This window comes from Pseudomonas sp. PDM09 (assembly GCF_014852305.1).
Lineage (GTDB): Bacteria > Pseudomonadota > Gammaproteobacteria > Pseudomonadales > Pseudomonadaceae > Aquipseudomonas.
Genome location: NZ_JACVBI010000007.1, coordinates 247,060 through 264,198 on the forward strand (window position 1 = coordinate 247,060; position 17,139 = coordinate 264,198).

Genomic DNA, 17,139 nt, shown 5'->3' on the forward strand with positions numbered 1-17,139 from the left:
CTTATCCCTGAAATACAAAAAGGGCCTCTGAAGGCCCTTTGTCGCTCTGCTCATTACCCTACTCAGCCATTGGCTTGCGGGCAATGATCACCTGACTTTTCGCCACCACCGCATCCAGTGCCTGTTTAATCTGCGCCCCCCGTGGCGAGGACAGAACGGCTTGCCAGGTTTCGGCCCAATGGTTAAGCAACGGATGGTCAGCGTTGCTGAGGTCAACCTTGGCTTCCCAGAACAACAGCATCCACATCGACCAATAGAACCCGTACTGGCTGTGACTGAGAACTTCCAGCCCAGCATCGCCGACCATCGCCTTGAACTGCTCTTCGCTGATGATGCGAATGTGGTTGGGCTTCTGGAAATACTCCGGCGCCGCGATGTCTTTTTGCAGGTCTTCGGAACTGGGGTGCGGAACACTGAGCAAATACAGCGCCCCGGGCTTGCCGACCCGCACCAGTTCGGCGAGGAACTGCGCCGGATCGTCGACGTGCTCGATAACTTCGGTGGACACCACCCGGGTCGCGGTCGCGTCGGCAATCGGCAGCGGATTACAGTCCGTGACGTGGCACTCGATGCCCCGAGCCGGCGTGTCGCTCAAGCGCTGACGAGTCGCTTCGACCTTGGCGGCGTCGATGTCGGCAATGATGATCTTCGCCCCGCGCATGCCGCAGAAATGAACGTTGCCACCATCACCACAGCCCACATCCAGCAGCGTGTCCTCGGGGCTGACCGGGAAACCGGTGAATAGCTCACCGGTTTGCTGGTTGAACCAGCCACTGAGCATCGCGTCGTGCAGGCCGAGCATGTACGGGTCGACTTTCTCGGACACCGAGGTTGCTGGCATCAGCGGCTGCGCGGCAGCGGACGTGCCCGCCGTGAGTTTCTTCAAAAGGCTCAGCATGAGGTGGCTCCAGAGGATGGAAGGACTGATGGGGACATACGCAAGCGTTGCACCAGATGGGCACCCCGGTTGCGCAAGGGCAGCTCGATGAATCGGTAGTTGAGTTCACTCAGCAGCACGATCAGGGTCATGGCGCAAAACAGCGCCAGTGCCGGCTGCATCGCCACGTCCTGCCAACCGACGGGCGCGAAACGAAACCAGCCTTCGCGCACGGCAAAGAACGCCGGAATGTGAATCAGGTAAATGCCATAGGAACGGGCGCCCAACCAGACCAGTATTTGCTTGAGCTTGCCCTTGGGCAGCAGGTAATCGCGATTGTAGGAAGCGATCCAGACCAGCGCCGCACACAGCATGGCAATCGCTGCGATGCGATAGCTCGCCAGGTTGAACGGTGTGCTCGCCAGCACGCTCAGTGCAGCCCCCAGCCCGATCAAAATCAACAGGCCTGACCAACGACGGCGCAACAACCGTGGCTCCCAGGTCAGATAGCTCGGCCTCGAGCTCCACATCGCCAGCAACACACCCAATGCCAGGGCATCGGTCCTGATACTCATCAACAGCGCTGAACGCCAAGTGAACAGTTGCACGGCAACCAAGGCCAGCAACACCCATACCAACCGCTTGCGGCAGACGAGGATCAGTAAGGGCAGCAGCAGGTAGAACTGCTCTTCAAGGGACAGGCTCCAGTAAACGAAACTGGCACCGTATTCGAAGCGCATGAAGCTTTCAGCGAAGCGCAAATTGGCAAACTGCAGAAGGCCCGCCAGCGTCGCCTGCAGATTGGCCTGCACTGTGCCAAAGGCACCCGAATGATTGAAAAACAGTGCACCCAATAACATCAGCAGCAGCCACAACCAGGCGGATGGCAATAGACGAAAGGCCCGGCGAATCCAGAAATCGCGGGTTTCCAGCCAGAAGGCCTGCGGTGTCTGGCAACCACGCAGCAGTGGAATCAAGCCTCGGGCGATGACAAACCCGGAGATGACAAAAAACAGGTCCACACCCCACCAGAATTGCCCATGGGCCGTGCCCGACTCGAAACCCGGCAGCCCACCCGGAAATGGCATGGTTTGCAGGTGATGCACCAGCACGCCAAGCACAGCGATCCCGCGCAACAACTCGATGTCGAGAATCCGTCGACTGCTCATGGCGCAGTCCCGGTCTTTGAATCGGTCGCCACCGGTTTACGTGCAATGATCACCTGACTCTTGGGCATGAACTGATCGAGCATCTGCTTGATCGCCAGTCCATTGGGTTGCGCCAGCAGGTCTTGCCAGGTTCTCGCCCAACTCTCCATCAGCGGCGGATAGGGCGCTTGAATCCGGTCACGTACCGCGCCGCCCAGGTCGCGACCGGCTGCGCGCTCGCTGGCCCAGAAGAAAATCATGCCCATCACCCAGAAAAATCCGGTGGCCTGACGATGCTCGATCACCAGGCCGGCGTCCTCCACCAGCGCGGCGAAGCGTTCCGGGGTAAAAATCTGTACGTGATTGGGCGACTGGAAATAGCTGGCCGGGGCGATGCCCTGTTGCAAATGCTCGCCCACCGGTGCCGGCACGCTCAGCAGATACTGCGCACCCGGACGGCCCATGCGCACCAACTCGGCCATGAACGGCTCGGGCTGGTCGATGTGTTCGAGCACTTCCATGCACACGACTTTGCTCGCGCAGCCATCGGCCAGCGGCAACGGCAGGCTATTGCTGACCAGCCCCAGGTTGGGCTTGTCCGTCTGCGCGTCCACTTGCCGGGCCAAGTCTCGGACCTTGTCATGTTCACTGTCAGTAAAAATCACCGACGCGCCCTGACGTACCGCAAACAGCGTCGCAACGCCCTCACCGCAACCGACATCCAGCAAAGTGTCGTCCGCCGTGATCGCAAAGCCCTTGAGCAATTCGCCGCTGTCGTTCAAAAACCAGCCATCGAGGATGGCGTCGTGCAAGCCGACATCGCGCGGCGATACGCTGTCTTGCGCAACCGGTGCAGGCACAGCTTTGGGTTGCGCCACCGGACGCAGCCGCCTCATCAATGCGCGGATCATGCCTCGGGGGTTTCCACGGCAGCCGCAGCGCGGGTTTCGAATAGCCGGGCAAGGAATTCTTTCAGACGCTGTTCAGCGGTTCCCTGGCTGCAAAAGTTTTGCAGGCTGGTCACCGCGTGGGCGGACATCCTTGCATAGCGTTGCGGGTCGTCTTTGGCCACGTCATAGCTGGCCCGATAGGCCGTGCATAACGAGGCCCAGTTGGTGATGTAGCGCAGGGTGCGAAACGCCTTTCGCGGGTCGTGGGGCCAGGCCGTCAGCTCATCCGTGGAGTCGATGAGGAAAGCATTGTCGGCGTCCAGATAATCGATCATCGCCGTGGTGCGCGGCGCCACTGCCGGCTTGCCGCATGACATGAACTCCATCAGCGGCAGGCACTGGCCTTCGCCGTAGGACGTATTCACCACGTAACTCGTGGCCTGCACCAGACGTTCGTAATCCGCATCCGCGAGGTAGCCGTAAATCAACACGATACGGCAGCGGTAGGACTGGTTTTTGTACAAGTGATGAAGGATATCGGTCAGCGCTTCTTCGGCATCGTGGTGCGTCAGTTTGAGCACCAGCGTGGCGTCTTCTACCTCGCGGAAGGTCACGCAAAAAGCACTCAGCATGTCTTCCCAATTCTTGCGCCCGTCGCCGGGATTGAACACCGAGGTGTAGATCACACCGTCGAGCACCAGCTCCTGTTCACCAGCGGGCGCGTGAAAGTCGATGCCCTTGCCGGCACGCAAATGCGCAGGACCAAAGGCCCGCAGATCAAGTTGGCGACTGTCCGCCAGCAAGCCTTTGATCTTCAATCGCACCTGGCAGGCCTTTGGCTGACGCTGCAATTGCGCACCGCGTGCAGCAAAGCGATCCCACACCGGTGCCGGTACCGCGACGATCGGATAGTCGACGCCCATGGCTTCGCGCACGGCATTGACGGTGTAGCTGGAATGGGTGATTGCCGCACCGCTCGCGCGCAATACCGTGCGCCAGTCATTACGCGGTTCACCGGCGAACGGCTCATTGGGAATGGTGCTGAATTCCCACGCAAACACTGCCAGGGTCGGACAGGCAAAATGAACCGGCGTGCGATGCGGTGGCGAGAACGACAGGAACACGCAGTCTTCGCCACGGGACAGACAGTCGAGGTACAGGGCGTCGACTTCGGTCTGTGGATCGCTGACCTCCACTACCCGTCCCAGTCGCTCCAGCACCGGTCGATACTCTTTGAGCACGAAGTAGTAGCTGTATTCCGAACGGCCCAGGTTCTGGGCAATGGTCCGCTGGTTGGTTTCTGAATAAATGATGATCAGCATGAGGCGTTATCCGTGACGATCGCTGCCGACACACCGTGTGGCGCCAGCCCGAAAAAGTCCGCCAAGCGTTGTTGCACTGGAGCGAAGGCGCAGTAATCGTGCATGCGCTCGACCGCGGCGTGAGACATGCGCTGATACTCCAGCGGCTGTTCCTTGGCGATCCGGTAGCTGTTTTCGTAGGCCGTTTTCAACGACCCCCAGTCCGGTCGATAACGCAGGGTCCGATAGATGATGCGGGTGTCCTGAGGCCAGATGGTCAGCTCTTCGCTGGACTTGACCACAAACGCCACGCGCTCATCGATGTAATCCTCCATGGCCGTGTGATCCGGCGCGATCACCGGTTTGCCGCTGGCCATGAACTCCATCAGCGGCAGGCACAAACCTTCGCAACGCGAGGCGTTGACGTAATAACTCGCCGCCTCATAGAGCCGGGCATATTGCGGATCGTCCAGGTAACCGTGCATCACCACCACCCGGCAGGCGAACGGGGACAGTTGCGCCAGCAAGGTCATCAACTCGGTGTAATAGGACGACAGATCGTTCTGGGTAATCTTCAGCACCAGTGTGGCGTCCGCAGTGTCCCGGAACGCCCAGCAGAATGCGCTGATCAGTTGATGCCAGTTCTTGCGCCCGTCCTTGGGATTGAACACGGTGACGTAGACCACGCCGTCGACTTGGGTCTGGACTTGGTCCGTAGTGTCTGGCAGGTCCACCGGTGCCGGTACATGGACCGGCACCGACTGTGGACCGGCAATGCTCGGGAAGTATTTTGCGAGCCTGGAGTGAGCCGGGTCAGACAACAGATCGCGAATCCCCTCCCAGTACCACTGGCTCAGAAAATGAGTGCGATGGACCGGCACCGGTTGCGCCTTGCCCAGGTCCAGCGCCCACAAACGCAAGTAGTGCCTGGCGATGACGAAGCGGCGCTTCAGGGTTAGCGGCGGCGGGCGCAAGGCCTCGAGTTCCGCCTGTTGCTCAGGGGTCAGCGGCGGTGGAATCAGCGAGTCGGCGGACAGCCCCAGCGTACGGGTATCAAGGATGCAGCCCTTGATGTCGAGGGTCGAACCGGCATTGACCGGCACACTGGTATGGCGGCTACGGATGGCCGCGAAGTTTTCCCACAACGGGGTCGGCAAGACCAACACCGGAAAGTCTTCGCCCATGGCCCGACGGATCGCCCGGGCCGTATGACTGGAGAGCGTAATCACCCGGCCCTGGCGCGCCAGCATGCGGGTCCAGTCCTGCCGTGGATCGTTGTCCCACTGCTCATCGGGAATCGAATCGAACTCCCAGGCCACCACGCACATTGTCGGGCACTCAAGGTCGTTCGGGGTTTTCTGCGGCGGGGTGAAGGACAGGAACAGACTGCTTTCGCCGGCGGCACGCAGTTGCCTGTAGAGAGGATCGACCTCGGCGGTGGAGGACACCACATGCACCCGCCCAAGGCTTTCGAGCACCGGGCGATAAGCCTTGAGCACGAAGTAGTAACTGTATTCGGGACGACCGAGGCTCTGGCTGATGGAACTGTCGTTGACGTCCGAGTAAAGAATAAAATTCATGGCATCCCACGATGAAGCCGCCATCCCGGCAACCTCACTCTATGACGGCAAAGCCACGGATCGAGTCGGTGTGTCGTCCTCGTCTATAGTCTTCATGCCCGTCTACGTTCTTGTTTTAGTGGTCAGTTTCGCGGCGTTGCAGAACAACCCTGCCGAACCCTGGGCGATCGTGACGAGGGGCATTCTAAACACATCCGTTAAGGGTTCGTGAACCGCTCGGCGAGAATAAATAGACCTGCGAAAACGAGAACTGACCGGTCACGGTGGGACTTATTGAAATTGCTGCGCAATTGGCACAGATTGGCTACCAAACAACTACAACAACGACTTCGCCTGTCTTCCTACGAAGGTTTTTCTTCGGTCTGACAGACTTTCCCTAAAGCCTGCGGGAAATGGCAGAAGTTCAGAATTGAGGGGACCGCGGCTTGAAAAAGCGTCTGTTCGTAACGGGTCTGAGTGGATTCGTAGGACAACACATCCAATCTCGTCTGAAGGCTGATGCCTCGGAATGGGAACTGCTGCCTGCCCCTTCCCGTTACGATCTCGTACAGCCAGAAAGCCTTGAAGGCCTGTGGCCGGAGATGCCCGACGCGGTCATTCATCTGGCCGGCCAGACCTTCGTCCCCGAAGCCTTTCGTGATCCGGCACGTACGCTGAATATCAATCTGCTGGGCACCCTTAACCTGCTTCAAGCCCTAAAAGCCCGTGGCTTCGCCGGTACGTTCCTGTACGTCAGCTCCGGTGACGTCTATGGCCAGGTCAACGAAGCCGATCTGCCCATCACCGAACGCCAGCCACCCTGCCCGCGCAATCCTTATGCCGTGAGCAAACTGTCGGCGGAGTTCCTGAGCCTGCAATGGGGCCTGAGCGAAAGCTGGCCGGTGCTGGTCGCTCGCCCGTTCAACCATATCGGCACCGGGCAGAAGGACAGCTTCGTCATTGCCAGCGCGGCGCGGCAGATCAGCCGAATCAAGCAAGGCCTGCAAACACCGCAACTGGAAGTCGGTGACATCGACGTCACTCGCGATTTCCTCGATGTGGGCGACGTGGTGTCGGCCTACTTCGCCTTGCTGGAAAACGGCATGTCGGGACAGGTCTACAACATTTGCTCAGGGCGCGAGCAGAGCATTCGCAGTTTGATCGAACAGCTGGGGGATCTCGCCCAGGTCGATGTGCAACTGATTCAGGATCCGGCGCGTCTTCGCCGCGCGGATCAGCGTCGCGTTTGTGGCAGCCATGCCAAGCTTGCCCAGACCACAGGATGGACGCCTGAAATCACAACACAACAATCCTTGCGGGCGATCCTGTCCGACTGGGAGAAGCGAGTACGACAAGAATGACAAAAAGTGCATTGATCACAGGGATCACCGGTCAGGACGGCGCCTATCTGGCCAAGTTGCTGCTCGACAAAGGTTATAAAGTCCATGGCCTGGTGGCGCGGCGCAGCAGCGATTCACGTTGGCGACTGCGCGAGACGGGGATCGAGGGCGATATCGTCTATCTGGATGGCGATATGGCCGATGCCTGCTCGGTACAGCGCGCCGTAATCAAATCGGCACCGGATGAGGTTTACAACCTGGCGGCGCAAAGCTTTGTCGCCGCCTCCTGGGATCAACCGGTGACCACCGGCATCGTCGATGGCCTGGGTGTGACTCACCTGCTCGAAGCGATCCGTCAGTTCAGTCCGCACACCCGTTTCTATCAAGCGTCCACCAGCGAAATGTTCGGCTTGATTCAAGCCGAGCAGCAGGACGAAAACACGCCGTTTTATCCGCGCAGCCCTTACGGCGTGGCCAAACTCTATGGCCACTGGATCACGGTGAACTATCGCGAAAGCTTCAACCTGCACGCCAGCAGCGGGATCCTGTTCAACCACGAATCACCGCTGCGCGGCATCGAGTTCGTGACCCGTAAAGTCACCGACGCCGCCGCTCGCATCAAACAGGGCAAACAGCAGGAGCTGCGCCTAGGCAACATCGACGCCAAACGCGATTGGGGATTTGCCGGCGACTACGTCGAAGCCATGTGGCTGATGCTGCAACAGGACAAGCCTGACGATTATGTGGTCGCCACCGGGGTGACCACCACCGTGCGCGAAATGTGCCGCATCGCCTTTGATCACATTGGCCTCAACTACCGCGACTACGTGAAGATCGACCCGGCGTTTTTCCGCCCGGCCGAGGTGGAAGTGCTGCTTGGCAACCCGGCCAAGGCCCAGCGCGTACTGGGCTGGAAGCCAAAAACCGATCTGGACACCTTGATCCGCATGATGATGGATGCGGACATGAAACGCGTTGCCAAGGAGTAGGCCATGCTGATTCCTGTGATTCTCTCCGGTGGTGCCGGCACCCGGTTGTGGCCGGTGTCCCGCGAAGGCCATCCCAAGCCGTTCATGACCCTGCCCGACGGTCAGTCGCTGCTGAGCAAGACCTATCGGCGTGCGGCAGGCTTGCTCGATGGCTGGGGCGATATCGTCACGGTGACCAACCGCGACTATTACTTCCAGAGCAAGGATCACTATCAGGATGCGCGCCTGGAGCGCCATCGCGGGCATTTTCTGCTCGAGCCGACGGGCCGCAACACAGCCCCGGCCATCGCGGCGGCAGCCCTTTCGCTACAAGCCCTGCACGGCGACGAAGCGATCATGGTGGTGATGCCCGCCGATCATCTGATCCTCAACGAAGACGCATTGAAGAGCGCGGTCGAGCACGCCGTGGCGCTGGCCAAGTCTGGTTATCTGGTGACGTTCGGCGTCGTGCCGACAGCCCCGGAAACCGGCTTCGGCTACATCGAAACCGGTGCCCCGCTGGACGACAAAGGCGCCGCCAAGGTGCAACGCTTCGTCGAGAAACCCGACCTGCAAACCGCCACGCATTATCTGGAGAGCGGTAACTTCCTGTGGAATTCGGGGATGTTCTGCTTCTCGATCGCCACGCTGCTGGCCGAGCTGCACCTTCACGCCCCCGCATTGCTGGAACAGGCTCGGGCCTGCATGGCGGCCAGTGCGCCGGTGGAAATCGGCGGTTGCCTGCAACAGGAACTGTCGCCAACGCACTTCGCCGACATCACCGACATCTCTATCGACTACGCCTTGATGGAGCGCTCCGACAAAGTGGTCGTGGTGCCGGCCAATTTCGATTGGAGCGATATCGGTTCCTGGGGCGCCTTGGCGGCACTGGTGCCGGCCGATGCGCAGAATAATCGCGCCAGCGGCGATGCGATCTTCATCGACAGCCACAACAATTTCATCCAGAGCGAAGACCGGTTGGTCGCCGCAGTGGGTGTGGATAACCTGATCATCATCGACACCGCCGACGCGGTGCTGGTCGCCCATGCCGACCGCGCCCAGGATGTGCGCCGGGTGGCCCGGCAGCTCAAGGACAAAAAACACGAAGCCTATCGCCTGCACCGCACAGTCAGCCGACCGTGGGGCACTTACACCGTGCTCGAGGAAGGTCCGCGCTTCAAGATCAAGCGTATTGTGGTCAAACCCGGCGCCAAGTTGTCGTTGCAGATGCACCACCACCGCAACGAACACTGGGTCGTGGTCGAAGGCATGGCCAAGGTCACCAACAACGGTTCCGGGTCGCACCTGGTGGCCAAGAACGAGTCGACATTCATCGCCGCCGGGCACAGGCACCGTCTGGAAAACCCCGGTGTGATCGATCTGGTCATCATCGAAGTGCAAAGCGGTGAATACCTGGGGGAGGACGATATCGTTCGATTCGAAGACCAATACGGCAGGACGGTTTGAATGTTGCTTTCCCTGTATCGCTCGCTGTGGGGATATCGAGGTTTCATCCTCGGTAGCGTCAAGCGAGAGTTTCAAGCGCGTTATCGCAATTCGCTGTTCGGTGCCCTGTGGACCGTACTCAACCCGCTGTCGATGATCGTCGTCTACACGGTAATTTTTTCCCACGTTATGCGCGCACGCTTGCCGGGTGTGGATGACGGCATGGCCTACAGCATCTACCTCTGCGCCGGGTTGCTGACCTGGGGTCTGTTCTCGGAAATCACTCTGCGCAGCCAGAACATGTTTCTGGAAAACGCCAACCTGCTGAAGAAAATCAGCTTCCCGAGAATCTGCCTGCCGGTGATCGTGCTGTTCAATGCCGGCATCAACTTCGCGATCATCATCGGGCTGTTCCTGGGCTTTCTGCTGATCACCGGACGCCTGCCGGGCATGGCTCTGCTGGCGTTGCTGCCGCTGATCGCGCTGCAAGTCATGTTCTGCGCCGGGCTGGGGATGATCCTCGGCGTGCTGAACGTGTTCTTTCGCGATGTAGGGCAATTCTTCGGCATCTGCCTGCAATTCTGGTTCTGGCTGACCCCAATCGTGTACCCGTTGAGCATCCTGCCCGAGTGGGTGCAATGGCTGTTGCAACTCAACCCACTGACGAACCTGATCGGCAGCTACCAGAACCTGTTCCTCTACGGCCAATGGCCGGTCTGGAGTTCGCTGCTGCCGATTTTCGTGATCGGTGTGTTGTTCTGCGTGATCGGGCTGCGACTGTTTCGTCAGCGGGTCGGCGAAATGGTGGATGAACTCTGATGGGACATATACGCGTGACGGGCCTGGGCAAGGCCTACAAGCAATACCCCACACGCTGGAGCCGACTGGCTGAGTGGCTGATCCCGTTTTCGCCGATCCGCCATCGCCAGCACTGGGTGCTGCAAGACGTGGCATTCGAAATCGCTCCCGGTGAAGCGGTGGGCATCGTCGGGGTCAACGGTGCCGGCAAAAGTACCTTGCTGAAGATGATCACCGGCACCACCCAACCCACCTGTGGACAGATCCAGCTCGAAGGCCGCGTCGCCGCCCTGCTGGAACTGGGCATGGGCTTTCACCCGGAGTTCACTGGTCGACAAAACGCGATCATGGCCGGGCAACTGCTGGGCATGCAGGTCGAAGAAATCGAAGCCCTGATGCCACAGATCGAACATTTCGCGGAGATCGGCGAAGCCATCGACCACCCGGTGCGTACCTACTCCAGCGGCATGCAGATGCGCCTGGCGTTCAGCGTGGCCACCGCGCGGCGCCCGGATATCCTGATCGTCGACGAAGCGCTGTCAGTGGGCGACGCCTACTTCCAGCACAAGAGCTTCGAACGCATCCGCAGCTTTCGCAGGGCCGGCACCACATTGCTGATCGTGTCCCACGACCGCTCGGCGATTCAGTCGATCTGCGACTCGGCGATTCTCCTGGAGAACGGTCGCATGGCCATGCATGGCAAGCCCGAAGCCGTCATGGACTACTACAACGCCCTGCTCGCCGAGCGCGAAGGCCAGACGGTGCGTCAGGAAATGCTCGCGGACGGCCAGGTGCAAACCGTTTCCGGCACCGGTGAAGCCGGGATCCTCAGCGTGCGCATGCTCGATGAGCGCGAACGTGCCATCGATGCCGCCGAAGTCGGCCAGCCGGTAGTGCTTGAGGTGCAAGTCGAAGTGCGCCAGGACATCGAACGCCTGGTACTGGGTTTCATGATCAAGGATCGCCTGGGCCAGGCCATGTACGGCATCAATACCCATCGTCAGGACCTCGCCCTCACCGATCTGCAGGCCGGCGAGCGGCTGACCTACCGCTTTGCCTTCGTCATGGGCCTGGGCAAGGGCAACTATTCCGTGGCCCTGAGCCTGTCGCGACTGGACTCGCACCTGGACCGCAATTTCGAGTGGCGCGACTACGGCTTGGTGTTCCATGTGATCAACAACCGACACGAAGACTTCGTCGGCTGTTCGTGGCTGGCGGCGAAAACCACCATCACTCGCGCCGCCGAATCGATTGTTTCGGAGCACACGCCATGACCCGTCTACTGGTGGAATGCACGTACGTGTTCCAGCACCCCAAGGTCAATTCGGGCATTCAGCGGGTGGTGCGCAACGTCATCAATCAGTTGCCTGAACGCGTCGATGGCGTTGAATGCATCCCGGTGGTGATGCTCAAGGGCAAGCTCTACCGGGTGTTGAGTCTGGCCCCTTTGGACACACCGCTTTTCAATGGGCTGATGGAGTTCGGTGGGCGCCTGGAGCGATTGGCCCATCGTTTCTGGCAACTGCACCAGCGCCTCGACAAACGCTGCACCTCGCGATGGACCCGGCGCGCGCTGTACGCGGCTTACCGCCTCACGGCGCTGGCGGGTTTCAGCGTACCGCTGCGCCTGATTGATCAGATCAATCAATATCAACTGCCCAAACGTTGCTCGCCGCTGCAGCATCAACCGGGTGATCAACTCGTGTTGCTGGATTCGTCCTGGCACGCCGATTTCTTCCCGTTGGCCGAACAACTCAAACGCGAAGGCGTGGGCATTGTCTCGGTGATCTACGACCTGATTCCCCTGACCCACCCGCAGTTCTACGACACGCGACTGGTGCGGATTTTCAACGAGTGGTTCGACTGGATCGCCAAAACCGCCGACGGCTACGTGGCGATTTCCGCCACGGTGCGCGATCAGGTGCGCGATGAATTGCATCGTCGCGTCGGTCCTGCCAAAGCCGACACCTTGTGGTTCGACTACTTTCACCTGGGCTCGGAGCTGGACCTGCGCGAAGAAACCGCCGCTGTCGAAACACGCCTGACCCGGCTGTTCGATACCCCCGAACCGGTGTTCCTGATGGTCAGCACCATCGAGCCGCGCAAGAACCACGACTACTTGCTGGACGCCTTCGAACTCGCCTGGGCCGCAGGCTCCACTGCCCGTCTGTGCATCGCCGGGCGCATTGGCTGGAAGTGCGATGCCCTGCTCGCCCGGGTGCGCAATCACCCGGAGCTGAACAGGCGGTTGTTCATGTTTAACGACCTGAGCGACACCAGCCTCGAACATGCCTATTCCCACGCCAGTGCGCTGGTGTTTCCGTCCTACGTCGAAGGCTTCGGCCTGCCACTGGTGGAAGCCATGCAGCGCGGTTTGCCGGCCATGGGCAGTGACATCCCGGTCTTCCGCGAAATAGGCGGCGAGTTCATGGCGTACTTCGACCTGGCCGAACCACAAAACCTGGCGGATCTGGTTGCCCGATTCGAAAGCAGCAAACAATTCCCGGCCGCCCGCGATGTGGCGGACTGGCGCTGGATTGGCTGGCGTGAAGCCAGTGCGCAACTGGCCGAACGAACCCTGCGCAACCTTGTGGAAACACCCGTCGTGCAAGAGAGGCAACATGCGAATTGCCCTTAACGCCCGAATCCTCCAGGCCCCGCGCACCGGCATAGGCCATTACGTCGCCGAACTGGTGAATGCCCTGGCCGGTGAGCCCGATGTCGAGTTGTCGCTGTTCCATGGCTGGGGCTGGAGTTCTTCGCTACCCGATGCTGCCATGCCGGGCTACTCGCGACTGACGCCGTTGCTGCGGCAGATACCGGGGGCGTATCAGGCTCGACGCTGGCTGGCGCAGAAACGCTTTGATCAAGGCCGCGCGCAGGCGATCGACCTTTATCACGAACCCAGTCTGTGGCCGTTGTCATTCGACGGCCCGACGGTCATCACCCTGCATGACCTGACACACCTGCACTATCCCGAGACGCAACCACCGGCACGCCTGCGAGAAATCGAGCGGCGACTGGCCGATGGCGTGCAACGGGCGCAGCTGATTCTCACCGACTCGCAGTACATTGCCGACGAGGCTCAAGCCTGGTTCGCATTGCCGGCCGAGCGTTTTGTAGTTGCCCCGCTGGGCGTGGCTGCACGTTTCCACCCACGCGAGCCCGAGGCCATCGATGCGATGCTCAAGGCCCACGGGGTCGAGATGCGGGATTATTTTCTCTGCGTCGGCACGCTGGAACCACGCAAAAACCTGACGCTGGCCCTGCGCGCCCACGCCCAACTTCCGGAGGTATTGCGTCAGCGCTTTCCGTTGTTGATCGTGGGCATGGCCGGCTGGCAGCGCGAACACTTCAACGATGAGCTGTGCCGGGCATTGGCCACTGGTCATGTGTGTTTGCTCGGTTATCTGCCCGACGAGCAGGTCGCGCAGCTGTTGGCAGGCGCCCGGGCGCTGATTTTCCCGTCACGCTATGAAGGCTTCGGCCTACCGGTGCTGGAGGCCATGGCCAGCGGCACGCCGGTCATCCTGACCCGACGTTCGGCCATGCCCGAAGTCGCAGGCGTCGCGGGCAACTATATTGAACCTGACGATCCAGACGGCTTGCGCGATGCCATGCGCCGTCTGATCGACGATCAAACACATTGGCAGGCATGCTCGAACGCCGGATTGCAGCAGGCAAGGCTATTTTCCTGGGAGCGCTGCGCGAAGATCACCGCCCGCGCCTACCGCCAGGCTATGGGAGGTTGAATGCGAGTTCTTCATTTTTTCAAGACGTACCTGCCTGACTCGGTCGGCGGGATCGAACAAGTCATCTTCCAGTTATGTGAAAGCGGCGCCCAGCATGGCATTGAAAGCCAGGTGTTGACCCTCAGTGCCGATCCGACACCGCCGGTGGTGCAACTCGGGCAGCACGAAGTCCATCGGGCCAAACTCGACATTCAGTTCGCTTCCACAGGCTTTTCTTACAGCGTCTTCAAGCAATTTCGCGAAATGGCCGCTGAGGCGGACGTGGTCAATTACCACTTCCCGTGGCCGTTCATGGACCTGGTGCATTTCTTCAGCGCCATGAACAAACCCAGCGTAGTGACCTACCACTCGGACATCATTCGCCAGAAGCACCTGCTCAAACTTTACCGGCCACTGATGAACCGCTTCCTCGCCAGCGCTGACCGAATCGTCGCCGCCTCCCCCAACTATCTGCACACCAGTGAAGTGTTGCAGCAGTTTCAGGAAAAGACCCGCGTCATTCCCTATGGCCTGAACAAGGCCGGTTATCCACAGGCCGATAACGAACGCATGGACCATTGGCGGCAAAAGCTTGGGGATAAGTTTTTCCTGTTTGTGGGCGTGATGCGCTATTACAAAGGCCTGCACATTTTGCTCGACGCCTTGAAAGACGTGGATTACCCGGTGGTAATCGTCGGCGCCGGGCCGCTGGAAGCCGAACTGCACGCCCAGGCCGCGGCGTTGGGTTTGCGCAATATTCACTTTCTGGGGCGTCTTGGCGACGAAGACAAAGTCGCGCTGCTGCAACTGAGTTACGCCATCGTATTTCCTTCGCACCTGCGCTCCGAAGCGTTCGGCATTTCGCTGCTCGAAGGCGCGATGTACGGCAAACCGATGATCTCCAGCGAAATCGGCACCGGCACCAGCTACATCAACATCCACAACGAAACCGGGCTGGTGGTGCCGCCGAGTCATCCACAGGCGTTCCGTGACGCCATGCGCACACTCTGGGAAAACCCGACGCTTGCAGCCGAAATGGGCGTGAAGGCAGAGGCGCGTTATCGGCAGTTGTTCACGGCTGAAGAAATGGGTCGCAAGTGGACGACGTTGTACGAAGAACTGCTGGAAGAAAAATCCCTGTCCTACGCATAACTCATGTGGGAGCGGGCTTGCTCGCGAAAGCGATTTATCATTCAACACTTGTGTTGTCTGACACTCCGCTTTCGCGAGCAAGCCCGCTCCCACATTAAATCAGCTGTGTGGCGCAGGTTTTGGTATGGCGACGTTATCCAGCATCCGGTTCACCGCCAGTTCTGCCAGCATGACGATCTGTTGAATCGCCATCGCCGTGTGCCGGTGCGGCCCTTCCAGATACCCCGCAAAATCACTCGCCATCACACTGGCCTGGGCCAACGATTCACAGGTGTGGGCCAACAGGTCTTCGTCTTTGATATCCGGCGCAACGATAAACATCGTGCTCGGCTTGCGGACCGCGGGGGATTTGAGGGCTGAGGGGTTGAGGTAGTGATCGAGCGCGCGGTTAGCGGCGTCGTGGAGTTTTTTTGAATCGAGGGATTCGTAGGGGGAAACGTCGTCGGTTTCAGGGGGATTTGGTGTTGCTTTGAACATGGCATTTACCTCTTTTGAGTTAAGGGGCTGCCATCTGTCGTTTTCCAGACGAAAGGGTGGCAGCTGTACGCGGACTGGAAAAACCGAGATAAAAGGTCAAAACCCGGCAGACCCGAAGGTCTCCCACGTACAGCCGCCATAACTCAGAACTGCGAGCAAAAAATGCGTCGCAGTATGCCATGGGGCAACTTTTAATCTTCGGGTTTTCCAGACCCGATCGCTGATGTGCAGCGACCCCCAAAGCCTATCCACTCCACTTCCCACCCGACAACCGTCAAAACTTGTCGGAAACATTCCCCAAAATCATTGTTTGTAGGACTGCCCGAAGATCAAAAGATCGCAGCCTTCGGCAGCTCCTACGTTGGATTTGTTTACACCCTGTAGGAGCTGCCGAAGGCTGCGATCTTTTTCTAAAGGTCGAGCACCGAAGGCTCTGAACCCTGGGCTTGCAGGCGCGCATTCGCCTGCGCCCAGGTCCCGGTCAGCAAACTGGTGGGTGACACGCCGTCAAAGCGCCAACGCAAGGCCAGCGCTGCGGGCCGTCGCACCACGCGCTCCACCTCGAATATCCACAACCGCTCGGCCCCTTGAAAGGCTTCGACCTGCGGGCCTTCGAGGATGATTTGCGTGCGACCGCTGAGGTGCAGCAAGTCACCCGAATCGAAATCGATGAACAGCAAACCGGCTCGAGGATTGATTAGCAGGTTGCCCAACGTATTGAAGAACAGGTTGCCGGCGAAGTCCGGGATGGTCAGGCGATTGCCCTCTACCTGGACGAAACCGGCCTGGCCACCCCGATGAGAAACGTCCACCGAGCGTTGGTCATCGACGTCCACATAACTGGCGACAAAGAAGGTATCAGCGCCGGCGATCATGGCTTTGGCCGCGTCATCCAGCCCGTTGAGGTGCTGCGCGACACGGGTCGCCGGATCCGCCAAGGGCACCGAGCGAAATTGGCGCAATTGAATGTATTTCGGGCAATTGCCGAAAGATTGCTGCACCGTCACCTCAAAGCCGCTCGCTGTCACAGCGCCAACTCGGCCATTGAGACGGTTGCGACGTCGCGTGTGCAGTTCGATACCGAGCAGACCGATCGCCATTCCGTCTTGCAATGGCGCAGGGTCATCGTGGCCAGGCAGGCTGGCGAACTGCAACAGCGCAGGCTCTGGAGAATGGGCAAAACCTGGCGCGCCTTGCAGAATACTGGCCCAAGGGTTGCCGTCAGCATCCACCGCGCCGTACAGCATGAACGGCAGTTGCTGATAGAAGGTGCGGTGCTGATCCGGCATCTCGCTGCGAATCACCCTACGACCTAATTCGTCCATTCGCTCGGCGACACCCACGTGAGCCTGCAACTGTTTCTCGCCTGCGTGCCAAGGTGAACGTTCCATAACGGCTTCTCCCCTGCGCTCATCGCGCATCAAGAACAGCCCGACTGAATCGGGCCGTGAA

Annotated in this window: 14 protein-coding genes and 1 pseudogene; 8 read left to right on the forward strand and 7 right to left on the reverse strand. The window is 59.7% G+C overall.

What is annotated here, in order from left to right; all coding sequences use genetic code 11:
• Window positions 1-58: 58 nt before the first annotated feature.
• Genes IB250_RS18475 through IB250_RS18495 form a run of 5 tightly spaced genes read right to left on the reverse strand, consistent with a single transcriptional unit; the run spans window position 59 to window position 5,796 of the window.
• Window positions 59-898: a class I SAM-dependent methyltransferase gene (locus tag IB250_RS18475; protein WP_192345165.1), complete on the reverse strand. Its 840-nt coding sequence runs from the start codon at window positions 896-898 to the stop codon at window positions 59-61.
• Window positions 892-2,046 carry an acyltransferase family protein gene (locus IB250_RS18480; RefSeq protein WP_192345166.1) on the reverse strand — a complete coding sequence of 385 codons (1,155 nt, stop codon included), beginning with the start codon at window positions 2,044-2,046 and terminating at the stop codon, window positions 892-894. Before IB250_RS18480 ends, IB250_RS18475 begins: the two co-directional genes overlap by 7 nt.
• Window positions 2,043-2,936 (reverse strand): class I SAM-dependent methyltransferase, encoded by an 894-nt coding sequence (locus IB250_RS18485; RefSeq protein WP_192345167.1) that lies wholly within the window; start codon window positions 2,934-2,936, stop codon window positions 2,043-2,045. The genes IB250_RS18480 and IB250_RS18485 overlap by 4 nt, the downstream gene beginning before the upstream one ends.
• On the reverse strand, window positions 2,933-4,237 hold the full coding sequence (locus tag IB250_RS18490; protein ID WP_192345168.1) for a glycosyltransferase: 1,305 nt from the start codon (window positions 4,235-4,237) through the stop codon (window positions 2,933-2,935). The genes IB250_RS18485 and IB250_RS18490 overlap by 4 nt, the downstream gene beginning before the upstream one ends.
• A complete protein-coding gene (locus tag IB250_RS18495; RefSeq protein WP_225603612.1) occupies window positions 4,231-5,796 on the reverse strand; it encodes a glycosyltransferase in 1,566 nt (521 codons plus the stop codon). Before IB250_RS18495 ends, IB250_RS18490 begins: the two co-directional genes overlap by 7 nt.
• A 425-nt stretch (window positions 5,797-6,221) precedes the next feature.
• Here IB250_RS18495 and IB250_RS18500 point away from each other — a divergent pair, with 425 nt between their 5' ends.
• From IB250_RS18500 to IB250_RS18535, 8 genes are read left to right on the forward strand one after another with little or no spacing between them, the layout of a single operon-like run.
• The gene (locus IB250_RS18500) at window positions 6,222-7,136 is read left to right on the forward strand and encodes a GDP-mannose 4,6-dehydratase (RefSeq protein ID WP_192345170.1); all 915 of its coding nucleotides are present in this window, start codon (window positions 6,222-6,224) and stop codon (window positions 7,134-7,136) included.
• The gene (gene gmd, locus IB250_RS18505; RefSeq protein ID WP_030132531.1) at window positions 7,133-8,104 is read left to right on the forward strand and encodes a GDP-mannose 4,6-dehydratase; all 972 of its coding nucleotides are present in this window, start codon (window positions 7,133-7,135) and stop codon (window positions 8,102-8,104) included. Before IB250_RS18500 ends, gmd begins: the two co-directional genes overlap by 4 nt.
• Before the next feature lie 3 nt (window positions 8,105-8,107).
• Entirely contained in the window at window positions 8,108-9,550 is a 1,443-nt protein-coding gene (locus tag IB250_RS18510) for a mannose-1-phosphate guanylyltransferase/mannose-6-phosphate isomerase (RefSeq protein ID WP_192345171.1), read from the forward strand.
• On the forward strand, window positions 9,551-10,348 hold the full coding sequence (locus IB250_RS18515; RefSeq protein ID WP_192345172.1) for an ABC transporter permease: 798 nt from the start codon (window positions 9,551-9,553) through the stop codon (window positions 10,346-10,348).
• Window positions 10,348-11,601 carry an ABC transporter ATP-binding protein gene (locus IB250_RS18520; protein ID WP_063342039.1) on the forward strand — a complete coding sequence of 418 codons (1,254 nt, stop codon included), beginning with the start codon at window positions 10,348-10,350 and terminating at the stop codon, window positions 11,599-11,601. Before IB250_RS18515 ends, IB250_RS18520 begins: the two co-directional genes overlap by 1 nt.
• Window positions 11,598-12,965, forward strand: a complete 1,368-nt coding sequence (locus IB250_RS18525) for a glycosyltransferase family 4 protein (protein ID WP_192345173.1) — start codon at window positions 11,598-11,600, stop codon at window positions 12,963-12,965. The genes IB250_RS18520 and IB250_RS18525 overlap by 4 nt, the downstream gene beginning before the upstream one ends.
• Window positions 12,949-14,079, forward strand: coding sequence for a glycosyltransferase family 4 protein (locus IB250_RS18530; RefSeq protein WP_192345174.1), 1,131 nt, complete (start codon window positions 12,949-12,951; stop codon window positions 14,077-14,079). Before IB250_RS18525 ends, IB250_RS18530 begins: the two co-directional genes overlap by 17 nt.
• On the forward strand, window positions 14,080-15,210 hold the full coding sequence (locus IB250_RS18535; protein ID WP_192345175.1) for a glycosyltransferase family 4 protein: 1,131 nt from the start codon (window positions 14,080-14,082) through the stop codon (window positions 15,208-15,210).
• Window positions 15,211-15,309: 99 nt separating this feature from the next.
• Here IB250_RS18535 and IB250_RS18540 read toward each other — a convergent pair whose 3' ends face one another.
• Both IB250_RS18540 and IB250_RS18545 read right to left on the reverse strand, forming a co-directional pair.
• Complete coding sequence (locus IB250_RS18540) at window positions 15,310-15,687, reverse strand: DUF6124 family protein (RefSeq protein ID WP_192345176.1); 378 nt, start codon at window positions 15,685-15,687, stop codon at window positions 15,310-15,312.
• A gap of 440 nt (window positions 15,688-16,127) precedes the next feature.
• Window positions 16,128-17,078: pseudogene (locus tag IB250_RS18545) on the reverse strand (pyridoxamine 5'-phosphate oxidase family protein); the annotation flags it as partial.
• Window positions 17,079-17,139: the final 61 nt, after the last annotated feature.

Excerpts from the sequence above, each read along its gene's own strand:
- IB250_RS18475 (WP_192345165.1), bottom strand. The coding sequence starts at position 898 with ATGCTGAGCCTTTTGAAGAAACTCACGGCGGGCACGTCCGCTGCCGCG.
- IB250_RS18480 (WP_192345166.1), bottom strand. The coding sequence starts at position 2,046 with ATGAGCAGTCGACGGATTCTCGACATCGAGTTGTTGCGCGGGATCGCT.
- IB250_RS18485 (WP_192345167.1), bottom strand. The coding sequence starts at position 2,936 with ATGATCCGCGCATTGATGAGGCGGCTGCGTCCGGTGGCGCAACCCAAA.
- IB250_RS18490 (WP_192345168.1), bottom strand. The coding sequence starts at position 4,237 with ATGCTGATCATCATTTATTCAGAAACCAACCAGCGGACCATTGCCCAG.
- IB250_RS18495 (WP_225603612.1), bottom strand. The coding sequence starts at position 5,796 with ATGAATTTTATTCTTTACTCGGACGTCAACGACAGTTCCATCAGCCAG.
- gmd (WP_030132531.1), top strand. The coding sequence starts at position 7,133 with ATGACAAAAAGTGCATTGATCACAGGGATCACCGGTCAGGACGGCGCC.
- IB250_RS18510 (WP_192345171.1), top strand. The coding sequence starts at position 8,108 with ATGCTGATTCCTGTGATTCTCTCCGGTGGTGCCGGCACCCGGTTGTGG.
- IB250_RS18515 (WP_192345172.1), top strand. The coding sequence starts at position 9,551 with ATGTTGCTTTCCCTGTATCGCTCGCTGTGGGGATATCGAGGTTTCATC.
- IB250_RS18520 (WP_063342039.1), top strand. The coding sequence starts at position 10,348 with ATGGGACATATACGCGTGACGGGCCTGGGCAAGGCCTACAAGCAATAC.
- IB250_RS18525 (WP_192345173.1), top strand. The coding sequence starts at position 11,598 with ATGACCCGTCTACTGGTGGAATGCACGTACGTGTTCCAGCACCCCAAG.
- IB250_RS18530 (WP_192345174.1), top strand. The coding sequence starts at position 12,949 with ATGCGAATTGCCCTTAACGCCCGAATCCTCCAGGCCCCGCGCACCGGC.
- IB250_RS18535 (WP_192345175.1), top strand. The coding sequence starts at position 14,080 with ATGCGAGTTCTTCATTTTTTCAAGACGTACCTGCCTGACTCGGTCGGC.
- IB250_RS18540 (WP_192345176.1), bottom strand. The coding sequence starts at position 15,687 with ATGTTCAAAGCAACACCAAATCCCCCTGAAACCGACGACGTTTCCCCC.